11 protein-coding genes are annotated in these 16,469 nt (G+C 70.5%); 6 read left to right on the top strand and 5 right to left on the bottom strand.

Annotated elements, in window-relative coordinates; all coding sequences use genetic code 11:
* Positions 1 to 42: 42 nt before the first annotated feature.
* Both SSPS47_RS29975 and SSPS47_RS29970 read right to left on the bottom strand, forming a co-directional pair.
* Positions 43 to 1,734 carry a BCCT family transporter gene (locus SSPS47_RS29975; protein ID WP_239065354.1) on the bottom strand — a complete coding sequence of 564 codons (1,692 nt, stop codon included), beginning with the start codon at positions 1,732 to 1,734 and terminating at the stop codon, positions 43 to 45.
* Positions 1,735 to 1,922: 188 nt separating this feature from the next.
* Positions 1,923 to 3,221 (bottom strand): M14 family metallocarboxypeptidase, encoded by a 1,299-nt coding sequence (locus SSPS47_RS29970; RefSeq protein WP_164253659.1) that lies wholly within the window; start codon positions 3,219 to 3,221, stop codon positions 1,923 to 1,925.
* A 337-nt stretch (positions 3,222 to 3,558) separates the two neighbouring features.
* Here SSPS47_RS29970 and SSPS47_RS29965 point away from each other — a divergent pair, with 337 nt between their 5' ends.
* On the top strand, positions 3,559 to 4,599 hold the full coding sequence (locus SSPS47_RS29965; RefSeq protein ID WP_164253658.1) for a LacI family DNA-binding transcriptional regulator: 1,041 nt from the start codon (positions 3,559 to 3,561) through the stop codon (positions 4,597 to 4,599).
* Positions 4,600 to 4,778: 179 nt separating this feature from the next.
* Here SSPS47_RS29965 and SSPS47_RS29960 read toward each other — a convergent pair whose 3' ends face one another.
* Positions 4,779 to 7,040 carry a glycosyl hydrolase gene (locus tag SSPS47_RS29960; protein WP_164253657.1) on the bottom strand — a complete coding sequence of 754 codons (2,262 nt, stop codon included), beginning with the start codon at positions 7,038 to 7,040 and terminating at the stop codon, positions 4,779 to 4,781.
* Positions 7,041 to 7,287: 247 nt separating this feature from the next.
* Between SSPS47_RS29960 and SSPS47_RS29955 the strand changes: the two genes are divergently transcribed.
* The 4 genes from SSPS47_RS29955 to SSPS47_RS29940 all read left to right on the top strand — a co-directional run bounded on the left by SSPS47_RS29955 (position 7,288) and on the right by SSPS47_RS29940 (position 12,392).
* Positions 7,288 to 8,610, top strand: coding sequence for an extracellular solute-binding protein (locus SSPS47_RS29955; RefSeq protein ID WP_164253656.1), 1,323 nt, complete (start codon positions 7,288 to 7,290; stop codon positions 8,608 to 8,610).
* Positions 8,611 to 9,018: 408 nt separating this feature from the next.
* Complete coding sequence (locus tag SSPS47_RS29950) at positions 9,019 to 9,987, top strand: sugar ABC transporter permease (RefSeq protein ID WP_147876328.1); 969 nt, start codon at positions 9,019 to 9,021, stop codon at positions 9,985 to 9,987.
* Positions 9,984 to 10,889 carry a carbohydrate ABC transporter permease gene (locus SSPS47_RS29945; protein WP_164253655.1) on the top strand — a complete coding sequence of 302 codons (906 nt, stop codon included), beginning with the start codon at positions 9,984 to 9,986 and terminating at the stop codon, positions 10,887 to 10,889. The genes SSPS47_RS29950 and SSPS47_RS29945 overlap by 4 nt, the downstream gene beginning before the upstream one ends.
* Positions 10,890 to 10,994: 105 nt before the next feature.
* The gene (locus SSPS47_RS29940; RefSeq protein ID WP_164253654.1) at positions 10,995 to 12,392 is read left to right on the top strand and encodes a GH1 family beta-glucosidase; all 1,398 of its coding nucleotides are present in this window, start codon (positions 10,995 to 10,997) and stop codon (positions 12,390 to 12,392) included.
* Here SSPS47_RS29940 and SSPS47_RS29935 read toward each other — a convergent pair.
* Positions 12,367 to 13,227: a putative protein N(5)-glutamine methyltransferase gene (locus SSPS47_RS29935; RefSeq protein WP_164253653.1), complete on the bottom strand. Its 861-nt coding sequence runs from the start codon at positions 13,225 to 13,227 to the stop codon at positions 12,367 to 12,369. The genes SSPS47_RS29940 and SSPS47_RS29935 overlap by 26 nt on opposite strands.
* Before the next feature lie 245 nt (positions 13,228 to 13,472).
* On the opposite strand from SSPS47_RS29935, the gene SSPS47_RS29930 reads away from it, so the two are divergent.
* Positions 13,473 to 14,228, top strand: a complete 756-nt coding sequence (locus SSPS47_RS29930) for a MerR family transcriptional regulator (protein ID WP_164253652.1) — start codon at positions 13,473 to 13,475, stop codon at positions 14,226 to 14,228.
* A 36-nt stretch (positions 14,229 to 14,264) separates the two neighbouring features.
* Here the strand turns inward: SSPS47_RS29930 and SSPS47_RS29925 are convergent, their stop codons facing one another.
* Complete coding sequence (locus SSPS47_RS29925; protein ID WP_164253651.1) at positions 14,265 to 16,442, bottom strand: 3-hydroxyacyl-CoA dehydrogenase NAD-binding domain-containing protein; 2,178 nt, start codon at positions 16,440 to 16,442, stop codon at positions 14,265 to 14,267.
* Positions 16,443 to 16,469 lie beyond the last annotated feature (27 nt).

The following is a 16,469-nucleotide window of genomic DNA, read 5'->3' as shown; positions in this document are numbered from 1 at the left end:
CCCGCGAGGGCCGGGCGGCCTCCGTACAGCTGGGGAGCAATGTCAGCGTGGCGCCGACTTCTCCGGGGTGTTCCCGGTCGGCTCGTCGTCGGGCGTCGGGCCGATCCGGATCTCGAAGTCGCCGTCGTACTGCGCGTGGCCGGCGATGACCGCCGACTCGACGACCTCGACGCCCCGCTCGCCGCGGAGGATCAGCGGGTCGCGGCGCAGGTCGCGCATGAGCGCCACGCACATGCCGATCATGACGAGCGTGAAGGGCGCGGCCACCAGGATGGTCAGGTTCTGGAGCCCTTGCAGCGCGTCGCCGCTGCCGTCCCCGACGAGCAGCATCACCGCGGCGACGGCGCCGGTCAGCACACCCCAGAAGACGATCACGTACTTGCTGGGCTCGAAGTGCCCCTTCTGGGAGAGGGTGCCCATCACGATGGACGCGGCGTCGGCGCCGGAGACGAAGAAGATGCCGACGAGGATCATCACCAGGATGCTGGTGACGGTGGCGATCGGGAAGTCCTGGAGCAGCGCGAAGAGCTGGCCCTCGGACGTCGCCTCCTTGGCGAGCTGGCCCTTGTCGTCCTGGAGCCTGATGCCCGAGCCGCCGAAGATGGCGAACCAGAGCAGGCTCACGGTGCTCGGTACGAGAATGACGCCGCCGACGAACTGACGGATCGTCCGGCCGCGGCTGATGCGGGCGATGAACATGCCGACGAAGGGCGTCCAGGAGATCCACCAGGCCCAGTAGAAGACCGTCCAGCTGCCGAGCCACTCGGCGACGCCCTTGCCGCTGCTGGCCTCGGTACGGCCCGCGAGCTGGGCGAGATCGCCGAAGTAGGACGCGATCGACGTCGGCAGCAGGTCGAGGATGAAGACGGTCGGACCGAGGATGAACACGAACAGGGCGAGGAACAGCGCCAGCACCATGTTGGTGTTGGAGAGCCACTGGACGCCCTTCTCGACACCGGAGACCGCCGAGCCCACGAACGCCAGGGTCAGGACGGCGATGATGGTGACGAGCAGCGCGGTGCTGACGTTGTCGCGCCAGTTCAGCTCGGTGAAGCCGCTGCCGATCTGGAGCGCGCCGAGGCCCAGCGAGGCCGCCGAGCCGAAGAGCGTCGCGAAGATCGCGAGGATGTCGATGACGCGGCCGGGGGTGCCGTACGCGTTCTTCTCACCGATGAGCGGCACGAAGACCGCGCTGATCGTCTGGCGCCGCTTGCGCCGGAAGGTGCTGTAGGCGATGGCGAGCCCGACCACGGCGTAGATGGCCCAGGGGTGCAGGGTCCAGTGGAAGAGCGTGGTGGCCATGGCGGTCTCGGTGGCCGCCGCCGCGTCGGCGGGGTCGGTGCCGGGGGGCGGGTCGGTGAAGAAGGTGAGAGGTTCGCTCACGCCGAAGAACATCAGACCGATGCCCATGCCGGCGCTGAACATCATGGCGACCCAGGAGACGGTCCTGAACTCGGGCTTCTCGCCCTCCTCACCGAGCGTGATCTTGCCGTAGCGGCTGACCGCCAGCCAGAGGGCGAAGATCACGAAGCCCGAGGCCACCAGGACGAACGCCCAGCCGCCGTTGTGGATCAGGCCGGAGAGCATCGAACTCGACGCGTCCTCCAGGGAGTCGGTGGCCACCGAGCCCCAGATCACGAAGGCGAGCGTGAGGACGGCCGTGACACCGAACACCACCCGGTCGGTCTGGGGGCGTTGGGAGTCCTGGGGGTGGCCGGGCCCGGCCGTCGTCACCGACGGCGGGCCTCCTTCGGCTCCCGGTTTCTGAGCGTCCTGCGACACGGGCAACACCTTTCGGGGTTTCACGGAGCAGTGGGTCGGCGCTCCGTTACGCCTTGCACCCGGTCCGGCGGATCTTCGCGGGCTGATCCACGACTATCCACCGAACCGGAACTCACACATGTGACTTGCCTCTCTTTCTATCAACAAGTCGCCACTGGTTGTCCAACGGTGAGGTGGTAGGTGGCGCGTCCGTCGAGGAGGAGCGGGATCAGCTTGCGCTGGGACTGGCGCAGCGGCACGAAGGCGGTGTCACCGCGCGTGGGCAGGGCCTTCACACCGTGCAACGCCAGCTCGTCCTTCACGTCCGCGTACTGGGCGGCGTCCAGGCGGTAGCCGCAGGGTGGGTTCTCGACGGTGTCCTCGGGGGTCGCGGGCTCGTTGTCGGCCCCTGAGAGGTAGACCGCGCCGCGGTCGAGCAGTCCGGCGGCGCGCGACAGCGCGGTGGCGGCGGCCATCTGTACGCGGCGCTCGTCGGTGTAGCCGAACAGGCCCTTCAGGGAGTCGAGTTGGCTGTCGACCCGGCGCCGCTGGTTCAGCGCGGGATCGTTCTCCTCGGCCTCGGACCTCGGGTCGACCCGGCTCTCGATGAGCAGACCGACGGAGTGCTTGACGCCGGAGGCGTTGCGCAGGATGCGCTCCTGGCCGTCGCCCGCGGTCTGCTTGATCGGGTCGCCGGTGACGGGGTCGGTCCAGATGCCGTACGTGCCGATGGAGTGGTCGCCGGCGCGGGCGGCCGGGCGGACGTACGCCTCCGACAGGGTCTGCGCCTCCTTGTGGACCCGCGAGGAGGTGTTGAGGTTGCGCGGCCAGAGGTCGAACAGGTCCTTGTCGTAGTACGGCGGGGTGGCCCCGTACTCGTGCAGGTCGTAGATGATGTCGGGCTCGCGGTCGCGGGTGAGGGCGGCCATGGTGCGGCCCTCGGCCGTCTTGAGCGCGATGTGGTCGCGGTTGATGTCGACGCCGTCGGAGTTGCCACGCGTGTCGGCGGCGCGGCCGTCGGGGTTGGCGGTCGGGACGACCAGGACGCTCGTACGGTCCAGGAACCGCTTCGTCGCACGGTCCTTCGGATAGGCCAGGTCGCGGACGGTGGTGAGGCACGCCTCGCGGCCCGACGGCTCGTCGCCGTGCTGGCTGCAGATCAGCAGGACGCTGGCCACCGAGCGCTTGTTGCCCAGCTCGACGAGGTTGAGCGGGCGGCCCTGCTTGGTGGTGCCGATGGTGCTGACCGCGACCCTTTCGCCGCCGCGCTCGACGGCGGCGAGGAATTCCTGCTCACGCTCCAGGGAGGTCCACTCGGCGCCGTCGCTCTCCTCGAAGCCGGTGCGCGGCGGGGTGTCGGCAGGGGCGGCGGGGCGGGCGGAGGAGGGAAGTGCGGTGAGGGGGACGACGAGGGCGGCTGCGGCCACCGACAGGACGAGGGTGCGAATCCGGGACGTCATCAGTTGCGGTCTCCGAAGCTCGGCGGGGTGGTCCGGCGGACGCTTGCCCCGTGAACGGATCTCCATGGGGCGGAAACGTACTCCCGTGAACAACGGTGCGACAGAGGGCTGTCCGCGATCAGTCGTATGCCGACGGACGCCCGCCGCACCTGCGGGGACGTGCGAGCGGCACTCTGGGAGCGCTCTCTCGGCTTCGGGGGCAGCGGATACCCTGTACCGGTCCGGCGGCCCGTACGGTCTCCCGTAACGCCGCCGGGTCCCTCCCAAGCACGCACGTGTCCACCGGCCAGAACAGGGCTGTGCCCACCCGCACGGCCACCGACGAGGAGCGCCCGCCTTGCCCGAGCAGTCACCTGGGTCCCGGCCCACGCTGGAAGCCGTCGCGGCGCGGGCCGGCGTCTCCCGGGCCACCGCGTCCCGGGTCGTCAACGGCGGTGCGGGGGTGCGGCAGCCGCTGGTCGACAAGGTGCTGAGGGCCGTCGAGGAACTGGGGTACGTACCGAACCACGCGGCCCGCACCCTGGTCACCCGGCGGACCGGCGCGGTCGCCGTGATCATCGCCGAGCCGGAGATCCGGATCTTCTCCGACCCGTTCTTCTCGCAGCAGATTCGCGGCATCAGCAAGGAACTGACCGCCCACGACACCCAGTTGGTGCTGCTCCTGCTCGAAGGCCCCGGCGACTTCGAGCGGATCGCCCGGTATCTGGCGGGCGGCCATGTCGACGGCGCCCTCGCCTTCTCGCTGCACATCGACGATCCGCTGCCGGCCATCATCCGCCGGTCGGGAACGCCGACGGTGTACGGCGGCCGGCCGAGCTGGACGTCGGCGCCCAGCGATCAGGGCGTGCCGTACGTGGACGCCGACAACCGCGGCGGCGCGCGGGCGGCCGTGCAGTATCTGCGCGACCTCGGGCGCGAGCAGATCGCGCACATCGCGGGCCCGCCCGACCAGACCTCGTCCACGGACCGGCTCGACGGCTACCGCGACGTCCTGCTCGACGCGGACCCGAGCCTGATCACCGAGGGCGAGTTCACGGCGGACAGCGGCGCGCGGGCGATGCGCGAACTGCTGGAGCGGCGCCCGGACCTGGACGCGGTGTTCGCGGCCAACGACCTGATGGCGTCGGGTGCGCTGCGGGTACTGCGCGAGCGCGGTATCTCGGTGCCCGGCGAGGTGGCGCTGGTCGGGTTCGACGACATGGAGTCCATCGCCAAGGACACCGACCCGCCGCTGACCACGATCCGGCAGGACGTGGAGGGGCAGGGCCGGCTGATGGCGCGGCTGCTGCTGCGCGGACTCGACAAGGACAGCGCGGAGACGCGGGCGCCCGCGTCAGTGATCACGCCGACCACGCTGGTGCGGCGGGCCTCGGCCTGAGACCGAGGACCCGCCGCGTGTGGGGGGTGGGGCGGCCCCTGACCGCCGGCCGGGCCCGGAGACGAGCCCGTCCGGCGATCGAGGACGGAGGACCTTGGGTGTGGTCCGCCCTATGCCCTGTCCGGCGGATCTCCGTGGGCCCGGGACGGGCTGATCCCCGAAGATCCGCCGGAGAGGACCTAACCCGTGGTGCTCGCCGCCGACCGCGCCGGCACCGTGAGCGTCGTGCCGTCCGAGAACGTCACGGTCTGCTCCGTCGAGGCGAAGTTGTGCGCCGCGTACGTGCTCACCCCGCCCTTGGTGAAGACGGCCGAGGTCGGGATCGACCCGGTGACCGCCGGGTCGGGGGCGCCGACCGCGTCGAGGGTGCCGATCCAGTGGTGGACATGGGCCTTGGACTCGCCCGCCTCCGGGGACAGCGCCGCCTGGCCCGCGTCCCACTTGGCCTTCGCTCCCGCCGGGTCGGCGATCGCCTCGAACTCCCAGAGGATGTCGCGCCATTCGACGGCCGGTCCGCCGTTCTCCTGCTCCATCTCGGCGATGTTGCGGCCGATGGCCTCCTTCTCACGGCCCAGGTGCAGCGAACCGCCGGTCACGGGAAGGACGTTGATGCCGTGGATCTCCTCAGGGTTGGCGGTCCACCAGGTGGAGTACGCGCCGCCACTGCCCCACACCATGCCGACCGTGCCGCGCTGGAAGTCCTCGGGGAAGACCTCCTGGTCCGCGTCGAACCAGTACTGCCCGATCGCCTCGGACTCGGTGGCCAGGAGGTACGAACCCAGCTCACGCAGTTCGTCGTTGCCGGTCGCCGAACCCCACAGGACCAGTCCCGCGCTGAGGTTGATGGACTCCGACGACGACTCCTGGTTGTTGCCGGCGGCGAAGCCCTGGTGTCCGGAGGCCCAGCTGTGGCCCGCGTACACGTCGAAGCCGCGCAGGAACGGGAAGTCGCTGTCCGTGCGGCTCGGGTTGGCGGCGTCGCGCACCAGCGTCTCGACCATGCCGCCCCAGGCGGACTCGGCGGCCCACGCCTGGTCGTACTGGGCGACGATCGCCGCCGCGTACACGTAGTAGCTGTAGTGGAAGTGGTGGTCGTTGAGTTCGGTGTCGCTTCCGTACGAAGCCGGGTAACCGGTCAGCGTCTTCCAGTCGTTGTCATAGCTGAACTCACTGGCACCGCCCGCCGTGAACCACTCCTCCAGACGGCCCTTGAGCAGGTCCACGATCTTGTCGCGGGTCGCGGTCTCGCCGACCTGGTCCGCGATCGGGGCCAGTTGGGCGAGCCGGCCGAGCGCCTTGCCGGTCCAGTAGGTGTCGGTCGCCCCGGAGAACGGGTCACCGGCATTGACCACCTCGTCCAGCTGCGCCTTGAGCGCGGCCGAGTCGACCCCGCTCGACTCCGGCAGCGCGGGCAGTACACCGGACGCCTTCTGGCGGGTGGTGAAGGACGTCGCCTCGCGCACCTTCATCGTGCCGCGCGGTGACACGTAGGTGTACGGGGTGAGCTGGTCGGTCGTGTTGAGCCACTGGTGCCGGTAGAGGGCCTGGATCGTGCCCTTCTCCGTGCCCTCCTGCGGCTCGGTGGTGAGGGTGTACGTCGCCTCGACGTCGCCGCCCTCGCTGTTCCAGCTCGTCGTGGAGCCGGTGACGAAGCTGTAGGCGTACTTGGCGTACGTCGCCAGCGCGTCCTCGGACGGCAGCAGCGCGAGCGAGAAGTAGTCCTTGTCGCCGAGTCCGGCCGTGACGGTGGAGCCCGAGACCGACCAGTCGCTGCCGGTCGGCGCGAAGAGCGCGTAGTGGTGTCCGGCGACGGTGATGCCGAGGACGTTGCCGTCGTCGGAGAAGACGGTGGGTGCCGACGCGGTGGTGATGCGCGCGTCGCCGCCCGAGCCCTTCGCGTACACGTAGGGCATGCCGTGGCCGATGGTGGTCCGCAGCGTGCGGGTGCCGTCGGACCAGTACGGCGTGACCGTCCAGTCCGACCAGTCGTCGGCCTTGGTGTCCGGGGAGTTGAGACCGGTCAGACCCAGGGTGAGATCGGCCTTGTGCGCGTACTCGTACTGCCGGCCGTCACCCACGATGGCGGCGGTCGTGGGATGGCCGACCTCCAGTCCGCCGGAGGTGGCCTGGTAGGTGAGCGGGTGGCCGTACATCGGGGTGGAGTACGGGTTGTCGCCGTAACGCTGATAGGCGAGCGAGGTCCACCAGTCGTTGGTCGGGAGGGGCCTGTCCTTGGCCGCCTCGGTCAGTTTGGGCGTGACCGGGGCACCGACGTTGTTCGTCGGCCCCGACGTGCCCGCGGGGCGGGTGTCGGAGTAACTGCCCGATCCGACAGGGATGTTCGCGGCCGAGGCGGGACCGGCGGCAGGACCCAGTCCTACGGCGGCCATGGCAGTGACCAGAACCAGCACGGAAGCCGGTCTGGAGCGGGAGGTGGGCATCGACGGCACCTCGAAGTCATGGGGGGAAAGGGAGTCCGAGAGCGCTCTCAGATGCCAAGGAACGTAAAACTCCTGAAACCTAAGTGTCAATAGAGCTGACGGAGAAGGCGGTTGTCAGTCGACCGGCGCCGTTATGCGTTCGAGTCTTGACGGAGCGGCAGCCGTGGGGGCACGCTCCAGACGCACGTTCTGAGAGCGCTCTCAAAGTGTCGCTCTCGCTTCACCCCGAAGCCAAGGGAGGCTTCCCATGCCCATCTGCCGGACCGTCAGGACGTCCGCCGCACGCGCCCGGTCCACCGGACGGACCCTCGGCGCGGTCGTACTCGCCGGAGCCCTGCTCGCCGCCTGCGGATCAGGTTCGTCGGACTCCTCGGACGAGGCGGGCGGCAAGGTCACACTGACCGTCGACCTCTTCGGAGCGTTCGGCTACGAGGAAGCCGGCCTGTACGCGGAGTACGAGAAGCTCAACCCCGGAGTCAAGATCAAGCAGAGCGACACCGAGGACGAGGCGGACTACTGGAAGTCGCTCCAGACCCGGCTCGCGGGCGGCGGCGGACTCGCCGACGTGCAGGGCGTCGAAGTGGGCCGGATCGCCTCGGTGACCCAGCAGCAGTCCGACAAGTTCGAGGACCTGAAGCGGTACGGCGCGGACAAGCTGGAGAAGGAGTTCGCCGAGGCCAAGTGGTCCGCCGCGACCACGAAGGACGGCAAGATCCTCGGTCTTGGCACGGACGTCGGGCCCGAGGCGATGTGTTACCGCACCGACCTGTTCAAGAAGGCCGGACTGCCCACCGACCGCGACGAGCTGGCGCAGAAGTGGGCCACCTGGGACGGCTATCTCGACCTGGGCGAGCAGTACATGGAGAAGGCACCCGCCAAGAGCGCCTGGATCGACAGCGTCGGCAGCCTCTACTCGATCATGATCGGCCAGGAGAAGGAGCGGTACTACGACGCCTCCGGCGAGCTGATCTACGAGAACAACCCGGCGGTCAAGTCCGCCTGGGACACCTCCGTCGAGGCCGCCGAGTCCGGTCTGAGCGCCAAGCTCGACCAGTGGTCCCCGCAGTGGAACCAGGCGTTCGCCGCCGGATCCTTCGCCACCATCCCGTGCCCCGCGTGGATGCTCGGCTATGTGAAGGGCCAGGCGGGCGACGCCGGCCAGGGCAAGTGGGACATCGCCAAGCTGCCCGGCGGCGCGGGCAACTGGGGCGGCTCGTACCTCTCGGTGCCGCGCGCGGCCGAGCACAAGGAGGAGGCGTACGAGCTGATCAAGTGGCTCACCGCCCCCGAGCAGCAGGCCAAGCTCTTCGAGAAGCAGGGCAACTTCCCGTCGTCCACGGGAGCGATCGAGCAGGTCGCGGACGCGACGGACCCGTACTTCTCGGGTGCGCCGATCGGGCGGATCTTCGGTGAGGCGGCCAAGGCGGCGCCGGTGCAGGTGCTCGGTGTGCACGACGCGAATGTCGCGCAGCAGATCACGAACGCGCTGAGCGAGGTGGAGCGCAAGGGCACGGCGCCCGGCAAGGCGTGGTCGAACGCCAAGAAGGGCGTCGAGAACACGATCGGCTGACGGCACGGGCGGGGCGGGGCCCGGCTCTGGGGCCGTGCCCCGCCGTACCCCGCCGTGCCTGGCACGCCGCGCGATGGGCGGGTCGGCGACACCGGGCCCGCGTCGGACGACGGGTGGGTACGCGGCACCGGGCCCGCCCGGTGGGCCGGTTCGTCCTCAAGAGCCGGACGGGCTGAAAAAGCCGCCCCATCGGCGACCGGCCGCGCCAACCCGGCCGTCCGCCGCACCGGTCGTCCTCAAGCGCCGGACGGTCGCAAGAAGCCGCCCGCGCGCGGCCGGTCGCGCCGACGAAGCCGGGCCCCGCCGCACAACCAGGTCCTCCTCGGACGCCGGACGGGCCGCAGAGGCGCCCGCACCGGTTCCGTAGTACCCGAATCCACTCCCCCTCCCCCCGAAGGGCCCCGTACCGTGACCCTCACCGCCACCGCGAAGGCCGCGCCGCCGCCGGTGCCCGGACCCGCGACCGACGGGTCCTCCGCCGTACGCCGCACCTGGCGCCGACTCTCCCCGTACGCCTACATCGCCCCGTTCTTCACCCTCTTCGCCGCCTTCGGTCTCTTCCCGCTGATCTACACGGCGTTCGTGTCGCTGTACCGGGTCGAGCTCCAGACGCCCGGCGACATGGAGTGGCGCGGATTCGGCAACTACACCGCGCTGTTCACCGACGAGTTCTTCTGGACCTCGCTGCGCAACACGTTCACCATCGGTGTCCTGTCCACCGTCCCCCAGCTCGCGATGGCGCTCGGACTGGCCCATCTCCTCAACTACAAGCTCCGGGGCCGGACTTTCATCCGGACGGCGATCCTGCTGCCGTACGCCACCTCCGTCGCCGCCGCGACCCTGGTCTTCGCCCAGCTGTTCGGCCGGGACTTCGGCCTGATCAACTATGTGCTCGGGCTGGTCGGGGTGAGCCCCGTCGACTGGCAGACGGGCACGGTCGCCTCGCAGATCGCCGTCTCCTCCATCGTCGTCTGGCGCTGGACCGGCTACAACGCGCTGATCTATCTGGCGGGCATGCAGTCCATCCCGGGCGAGCTGTACGAGGCGGCGGAGATGGACGGGGCGTCCCGCTGGCGGCAGTTCGTCCATGTCACGCTGCCCGGCCTGCGCCCCACGATCGTCTTCACCACCATCGTGTCGACCATCGGCGCGACCCAGCTCTTCGGTGAGCCCCTGCTGTTCGAGGGGTCCATCTCCGGCGGTATCTCGCACCAGTACCAGACCCTCGGCCTCTACATGTACGAGCAGGGCTGGGGCTTCTTCCATCTGGGCCGGGCGGCGGCGATCGCCTGGGTCATGTTCGTCCTGATCGTGCTGCTCGTCGGGGTCAACGCCCTGATCGTGCGCCGCCGTTCACGCAAGGAGGCCGGCCGATGACCGCGCTCGCCGCACCGCCGGCCCCGCCCACCGGGACCGAGGGGGCGCCCCCTCGGCCGGAGCGGCGCAAGAGGCGCCCTCCCCGCTCGATGCACGGCGGCATGCTGTCGTACGCCATCCTGACCGTCGCCCTGCTGATCTCGGCGTTCCCGTTCTACTGGACGATCGTCGCGGCCAGCCGCTCCAACGCCGACCTGGCGAAGGTACCGCCCACCCTGCTGCCGGGCCCCAACCTGATCAGCAACTTCGAGGCGGTCCTCGAAGAGGCCGACATCGGCAAGGCGTTGCTCAACTCGCTGATCGTGTCGGGCTCCATCACCGTCGGTACGGTGCTGTGCTGCACGCTGGCCGGGTTCGCCTTCGCCAAGCTCCGTTTCCGGGGCCGGGGCGCACTGCTGGCCCTGACCATCGGCACGATGATGATCCCGCCGCAGCTGGGCGTGATCCCGCTGTTCATGCTCATCGCCGAACTCCAGTGGGTGAACCAGCTCCAGGCCGTGATCCTGCCCGGACTCGTCTCCGCCTTCGGGGTGTTCTTCATGCGGCAGTACCTCGTGCAGTCGCTGCCGGACGAGTTGATCGAGGCGGCACGCGTCGACGGCGCGTCCACCGCGCGGATCTTCTGGTCGATCGTGGTGCCCATCGCGCGGCCCGGCATGGCGGTCCTCGGCATGCTGACCTTCATGACCGCGTGGAACGACTTCTTCTGGCCGATCATCGCGCTCTCCTCGCAGGAGCCGACGGTCCAGGTCGCGCTGCGCCAGCTCGGCGGCGGCTATGTCCACGACCAGTCGGTGATCATGGCGGGGACGCTGCTCGGCACGCTTCCCGTGCTGCTCGTCTTCGGGCTGCTCGGCCGGCAGATCGTCGGCGGCATCATGCAGGGCGCCGTCAAGGGCTGAGCCGCCGAACAGAAGACCTCCTCCGTCCCGGGCTTCCCACGCCCCTCCCCGGCGCCCGCGCCCCTTCCCCCCACCGCACCGTCCCACTTCTCTGGAGTTCCTTCCATGACCGCTGTCGACGCCCGCCCCGAGACCACGACGGAGCGACGGTTCCCCACCGGCTTCCGCTGGGGGACGGCCACTGCCGCGTACCAGATCGAGGGGGCCGCGTCCGAGGACGGACGGACCCCGTCCATCTGGGACACCTTCAGCCGTACGCCCGGCAAGGTCCGCAACGGCGACACCGGCGACATCGCCGCCGACCACTACCACCGGATGGCCGAAGACGTCGCGCTGATGCGGGAGTTGGGCGTCACGGACTACCGCTTCTCGGTGTCCTGGCCGCGCGTCCAGCCGACCGGCCGGGGGCCCGCCGTACAGCGCGGCCTCGACTTCTACCGGCGGCTGGTGGACGAGCTGCTTCTCGCGGGGATCCGGCCGGTCCTCACGCTCTACCACTGGGACCTGCCGCAGGAGTTGGAGGACGCCGGCGGCTGGCCGCACCGCGAGACCGCGCAGCGGTTCGCCGAGTACGCGGGGCTCGTCGCCGGTGCGCTCGGCGACCGGGTGCCGACCTGGACGACGCTCAACGAGCCCTGGTGCGCGGCGTTCCTGGGGTACGCGGCCGGTGTGCACGCGCCGGGCCACACCCGCCCCGAGGCGGCGTTGCGCGCCGCGCACCATCTCAATCTGGCGCACGGGCTCGCGACCGGCGTCCTGCGTGACGTGCTGCCGGCGAAGGCGGAGGTCTCGCTGACGCTGAATCTGCACGCCGTACGCCCGCTGACGGACTCCCCCGAGGATCTCGACGCCGTGCACCGGATCGACGCTCTCGGCAACCGTGTCTTCCTCGACCCCGTCTTCCACGGCCGGCTGCCGCGCGATCTCGTCGAGGACACCGCCGAGCTGACCGACTGGTCCTTCGTGAAGGACGGCGATCTGGCGACGATCTCCGCGCCGGTCGACTCGCTGGGGATCAACTACTACTCCCCCACCGTGGTCGCGAGCGGTACGTCCGAGTCGCCGTCGCCGTGGCCCGGCGCCGAGGAGCACGTGCGTTTCGTCCCGGCTCCGGGTCCGCGTACGGCGATGGACTGGCCGGTCGACGCCACCGGACTGTACGACCTGCTCACCGGGTTGCGCGACGAACTGCCGGACGTCCCGCTGATGGTCACCGAGAACGGCGCGGCGTACGACGACTACGCCGACCCGTCCGGCGCGGTCCACGACCCCGAGCGCGTCGCGTATCTGCGCGCCCATCTCGAAGCCGTCCACAGGGCGATCGAGGACGGCGCCGACGTACGCGGCTACTTCCTCTGGTCGCTGCTGGACAACTTCGAGTGGGCGTACGGCTACGGCAAGCGGTTCGGTGCCGTGCACGTCGACTTCGCGACCCAGCGGCGCACGCCGAAGGACAGCGCCCGCTGGTACGCGCGGGTCATCGGCCGCGGGGGTCTGGACTGAGCGCCACGGCCCCGAGCCGGGCGCCTCTCAGCTGGGCGACGACGACGGTGGCCTCCCACTCCTCGGAGGTCACGACCCGTGGGGCGAGCCCGTCGCCCCTGACCGTGCCGACGGCGCCCGGGATCTGACGCTCGCTCGTCTCGAACAGCAGATTGCCGCCGGGCGCCAGCCAGTGGGGCGCCTCGGCGGTCACCCGGCGCAGCACGTCGAGCCCGTCGGCGCCGCCGTCGAGCGCGACCAGCGGTTCGTGCTCCCGCGCCTCGGACGGCAGGAGTGCGACCTCGCTGGTCGGTACGTAGGGCACGTTGGCGATGAGGATGTCGATACGGCTCCGAAGGCCGTCCGGCAGCGCGTCGAAGAGGTCCCCTTCGAGGACCGTGCCGCCGGAACCGACGTTGCGGCGGGCGCAGGCCACGGCCGACGGGTCGATGTCGCACGCGTACAGCTCGACGGGTCGGTGGGCGGTGGCGAGCAGCGCGGCTCCGAGTGCGCCCGAGCCGCAGCACAGGTCGACGACGACGGCGGGCCGCCCGGCGGCGGTCTGATGGATCAGGGCCGCCGCCTGCCGGACGAGGAATTCGGTGCGCCGGCGGGGGACGAAGACCCCGGTGTCGACGGCGATCCGCAGGCCGTAGAACTCGGCCCAGCCGATGACGTGCTCCACGGGCAGTCCGGCGGTGCGGCGGCTCACCATCGCGGTGAGGGCCGCCGGGCTGTCGGCGGCGGAGACCAGCAGCCGGGCCTCGTCCTCGGCGAAGACACAGCCCGCGGCGCGGAGCCGGCTGACGACGGCGGAGAGGGAGGGAAGCGAGGAGGAGAAGGGTGTTGCCGACATGGAAACCTTTCGGGGCGCCTACGGGCGCTCCGGCGGTCTCAGCCTGTCGGACGGACCGCGCGGCCGTGAGAGGGGAGCACCCGGCCTGACACTGCGGTAATGGGTCCCACCTCCTCGGTGCGTACTGTGCTTCGGTCGGGTCACAGTACCCCACCGGCTCCGGCCGCACCATCGGGTTCGCAGGCGGCTGCCGGCGGTCCTCGCCCTGTCTTTCGCAGTACTGGTGAGACAGCAATACTGTCGGCATGGACACAGAGGCCGGAGCCGCGAGGGCGGCCGGAGCGGACCAGGAGCCGACGCTCACCGTCGACGAGCTGGCCGCACGCGCCGGTGTCACCGTGCGCACCGTCCGCTTCTACGGCACCCGCGGTCTGCTGCCGCCCCCGGTGATCGGACCGCGCCGGGTCGGGCACTACGGGCACGAACACCTGTCCCGGCTCGCGCTCATCGAGGAGCTTCAGCACCAGGGCATGACCCTCGCGGCGATCGAGCGTTATCTGGAGCAGTTGCCGCCGGATCTGAGCGCGCACGATCTGGCCATACACCGGGCGCTGGTGGCGACATGGGCGCCGGACTCGGCGGAGGAGGCGACGCGGGCGGAGCTGGAGAAGCGCGCGGGACGCCCTCTGGCCGATGAGGACGTCGACCGGCTGACTGCCATGGGCGTCCTCGCCCGTGCGGACGCTCCCGGCCGCTACCGGCTCGATCCGGGGCTGCTGCGCCTGGGGGTGGAGCTGCTGGAGGTGCCCATCGCGCACGAGACGATCCTCGCCGCCCGTACGGTCCTGCTGGAGCACACCCGCTCGGCCGCGCACGCGCTGTCGCGCCTCTTCCGGGACGAGGTGTGGAATCCGTACGAGGAGAGCGAGCCGGATCCGGAGCGGGTGGCGGCGATGAGGTCGCTGTCGGCGCACATGCAGCCGATGGTCGTGCAGGCGCTGGTGACCGCGTTCCAGCGCTCGCTCAAGGAGGAGCTGCGGGCCGCGTTCACCGACGGGTGAACACGGCCCGCGCCGGACGCGGCCGGCCCGGCGGTGCTACCGCGCGTCGTGGAACGTCTCTCCCCGCTCGGCCCTCGCCACCAGCGACGGGGGCGGCGAGAAGCGCTCCCCGTACGTTGCGGCGAGTTCACGGGCCCGTGCGACGAAGCCGGGCAGCCCGCCCTCGTACCCGTTGATGTACTGCAGGACACCGCCCGTCCAGGCGGGGAATCCGATGCCCATGATGGAGCCGATGTTGGCGTCGGCGACGGTCGTCAGGACGTTCTCGTCCAGGCAGCGCACGGAGTCGAGCGCCTCCGAGAAGAGCATGCGCTCCTTCATGTCGGTGAACGGCACGTCGGCGTCGGGCTTGGTGAAGTGCTCGCGCAGGCCCGGCCAGAGGCCGGTGCGGCTGCCGTCCTCGGCGTAGTCGTAGAACCCCGCGCCGCCGGCGCGTCCGGGGCGGCCGAAGTCGTCCACCATGCGGTCGATGACCGCGTCGGCCGGGTGCGGGGTCCAGGTGCCGCCGGACTCCACGACCGCGCGCCGGGTCTCGTCGCGGATCCGGCGCGGCAGGGTGAGGGTCAGTTCGTCCATCAGGGAGAGCACCTTCGCCGGGTAGCCGGCCTGCGCCGCCGCCTGTTCGACGGAGGCGGGTTCGATGCCCTCGGCGACCATCGCGACGCCCTCGTTGATGAAGCGGCCGATGACGCGTGAGGTGAAGAAGCCGCGCGAGTCGTTGACGACGATCGGTGTCTTCCTGATCTGCCGTACGAGGTCGAAGGCGCGGGCGAGCGCCTCGTCGCCGGTCTTGCCGCCCTTGATGATCTCGACGAGCGGCATCTTGTCGACGGGCGAGAAGAAGTGCAGACCGATGAAGTCGGCGGGCCGTGCGGTGCCTTCGGCGAGGGCGGTGATGGGCAGTGTCGAGGTGTTGGAGCAAAGGAGCGCGTCGGGCTCGACCACGTCCTGGATCTCCTGGAAGACGCGGTGCTTGAGCGCGGTGTCCTCGAAGACCGCCTCGATCACGGCGTCGCAGCCCGCGAGGTCCGCCACCTCGCCGGTGGGAGTGATCCGGGCCAGAACCGCGTCCCGGTCGGCCTCGGTCGTACGGCCCCGGGCGACCGTCTTGGCCAGCAGCTTCTGCGAGTACGCCTTGCCCTTGGCCGCCGCTTCGGTCGTGACGTCCTTGAGGACGACGTCGATACCGGCGCGGGCGCAGGAGTAGGCGATGCCCGCGCCCATCATCCCGGCGCCGAGGACGGCGACCTTGCGCACGGTGCGCCTGTCGATGTCCTTGGGGCGGCTGGCGCCGGAGTTGACCGCCTGGAGGTCGAAGAAGAACGCCTGGATCATGTTCTTCGCGGTCTGCCCGGTGACCAGTTCGGTGAAGTACCTGGCCTCGATGGTCTGCGCCGTCTCGAAGTCGACCTGTGAGCCCTCGACGGCGGCGGCGAGGATGTTGCGCGGAGCGGGGTAGGGGGCACCGCCGGTCTGCTTCAGGAGGTTGGCGGGGAAGGCGGGAAGGTTGGCCGCGAAGCGCGGGGTGGACGGCGTGCCGCCGGGGATCTTGTAGCCCTTGACGTCCCACGGCTGCCACGACTCGGGGTGCGCGTCGATGAAGGCGCGCGCCCGGTCCAGCATCTCCTCGGTGGTGGCGGCGACTTCGTGGACGAGACCGCTGTCCAGCGCGCGGCGCGGCGAGTACTGGGTGCCCTGGAGCAGCACCTTGAGCAGCGCGTCGGAGATGCCGAGGAGCCGTACGGTACGGGTGACGCCGCCGCCCGCGGGCAGCAGGCCGAGGGTGACCTCGGGCAGGCCGATCTTGGAGCCGGGCGCGTCGAGCGCGACGCGGTGGTGGCAGGCGAGCGCGATCTCGTAACCGCCGCCCAGGGCCGCGCCGTTGATGGCGGCGACGACGGGCTTGCCGAGCGTCTCGATGGTGCGCAGGGCGCGCTTGACGGCCAGTCCGGCGTCGAACGCCTGCCGGGCGTCGTCCGGACCGAGTCTGATCATGTCCTTGAGGTCGCCGCCGGCGAAGAAGGTCTTCTTCGCGGAGGTGACGATGATGCCGCGGATGGTGTCCTTCTCGGCCTCGGCGCGTGCCGCGACCGCGGCGATCGAGGTCCTGAAGCCCTGGTTCATGGTGTTGGCCGACTGGGCGGGGTCGTCGAGGACGAGGGTGACGACGCCTGTCCCGTCCTGCTCCCAGCGGATGGTGGTGGACTCGCTCATGCTGCTGCTCCGTAGCGAAGAGATGCT

Source organism: Streptomyces sp. S4.7, assembly GCF_010384365.1.
GTDB lineage: Bacteria > Actinomycetota > Actinomycetes > Streptomycetales > Streptomycetaceae > Streptomyces.
Note: the sequence above shows the minus strand (reverse complement) of the source record. Positions and strands in the feature narration are given on the sequence as shown.

Excerpts from the sequence above, each read along its gene's own strand:
- SSPS47_RS29970 (WP_164253659.1), bottom strand. The coding sequence starts at position 3,221 with ATGACGTCCCGGATTCGCACCCTCGTCCTGTCGGTGGCCGCAGCCGCC.
- SSPS47_RS29960 (WP_164253657.1), bottom strand. The coding sequence starts at position 7,040 with ATGCCCACCTCCCGCTCCAGACCGGCTTCCGTGCTGGTTCTGGTCACT.
- SSPS47_RS29955 (WP_164253656.1), top strand. The coding sequence starts at position 7,288 with ATGCCCATCTGCCGGACCGTCAGGACGTCCGCCGCACGCGCCCGGTCC.
- SSPS47_RS29945 (WP_164253655.1), top strand. The coding sequence starts at position 9,984 with ATGACCGCGCTCGCCGCACCGCCGGCCCCGCCCACCGGGACCGAGGGG.
- SSPS47_RS29940 (WP_164253654.1), top strand. The coding sequence starts at position 10,995 with ATGACCGCTGTCGACGCCCGCCCCGAGACCACGACGGAGCGACGGTTC.
- SSPS47_RS29935 (WP_164253653.1), bottom strand. The coding sequence starts at position 13,227 with ATGTCGGCAACACCCTTCTCCTCCTCGCTTCCCTCCCTCTCCGCCGTC.
- SSPS47_RS29930 (WP_164253652.1), top strand. The coding sequence starts at position 13,473 with ATGGACACAGAGGCCGGAGCCGCGAGGGCGGCCGGAGCGGACCAGGAG.
- SSPS47_RS29925 (WP_164253651.1), bottom strand. The coding sequence starts at position 16,442 with ATGAGCGAGTCCACCACCATCCGCTGGGAGCAGGACGGGACAGGCGTC.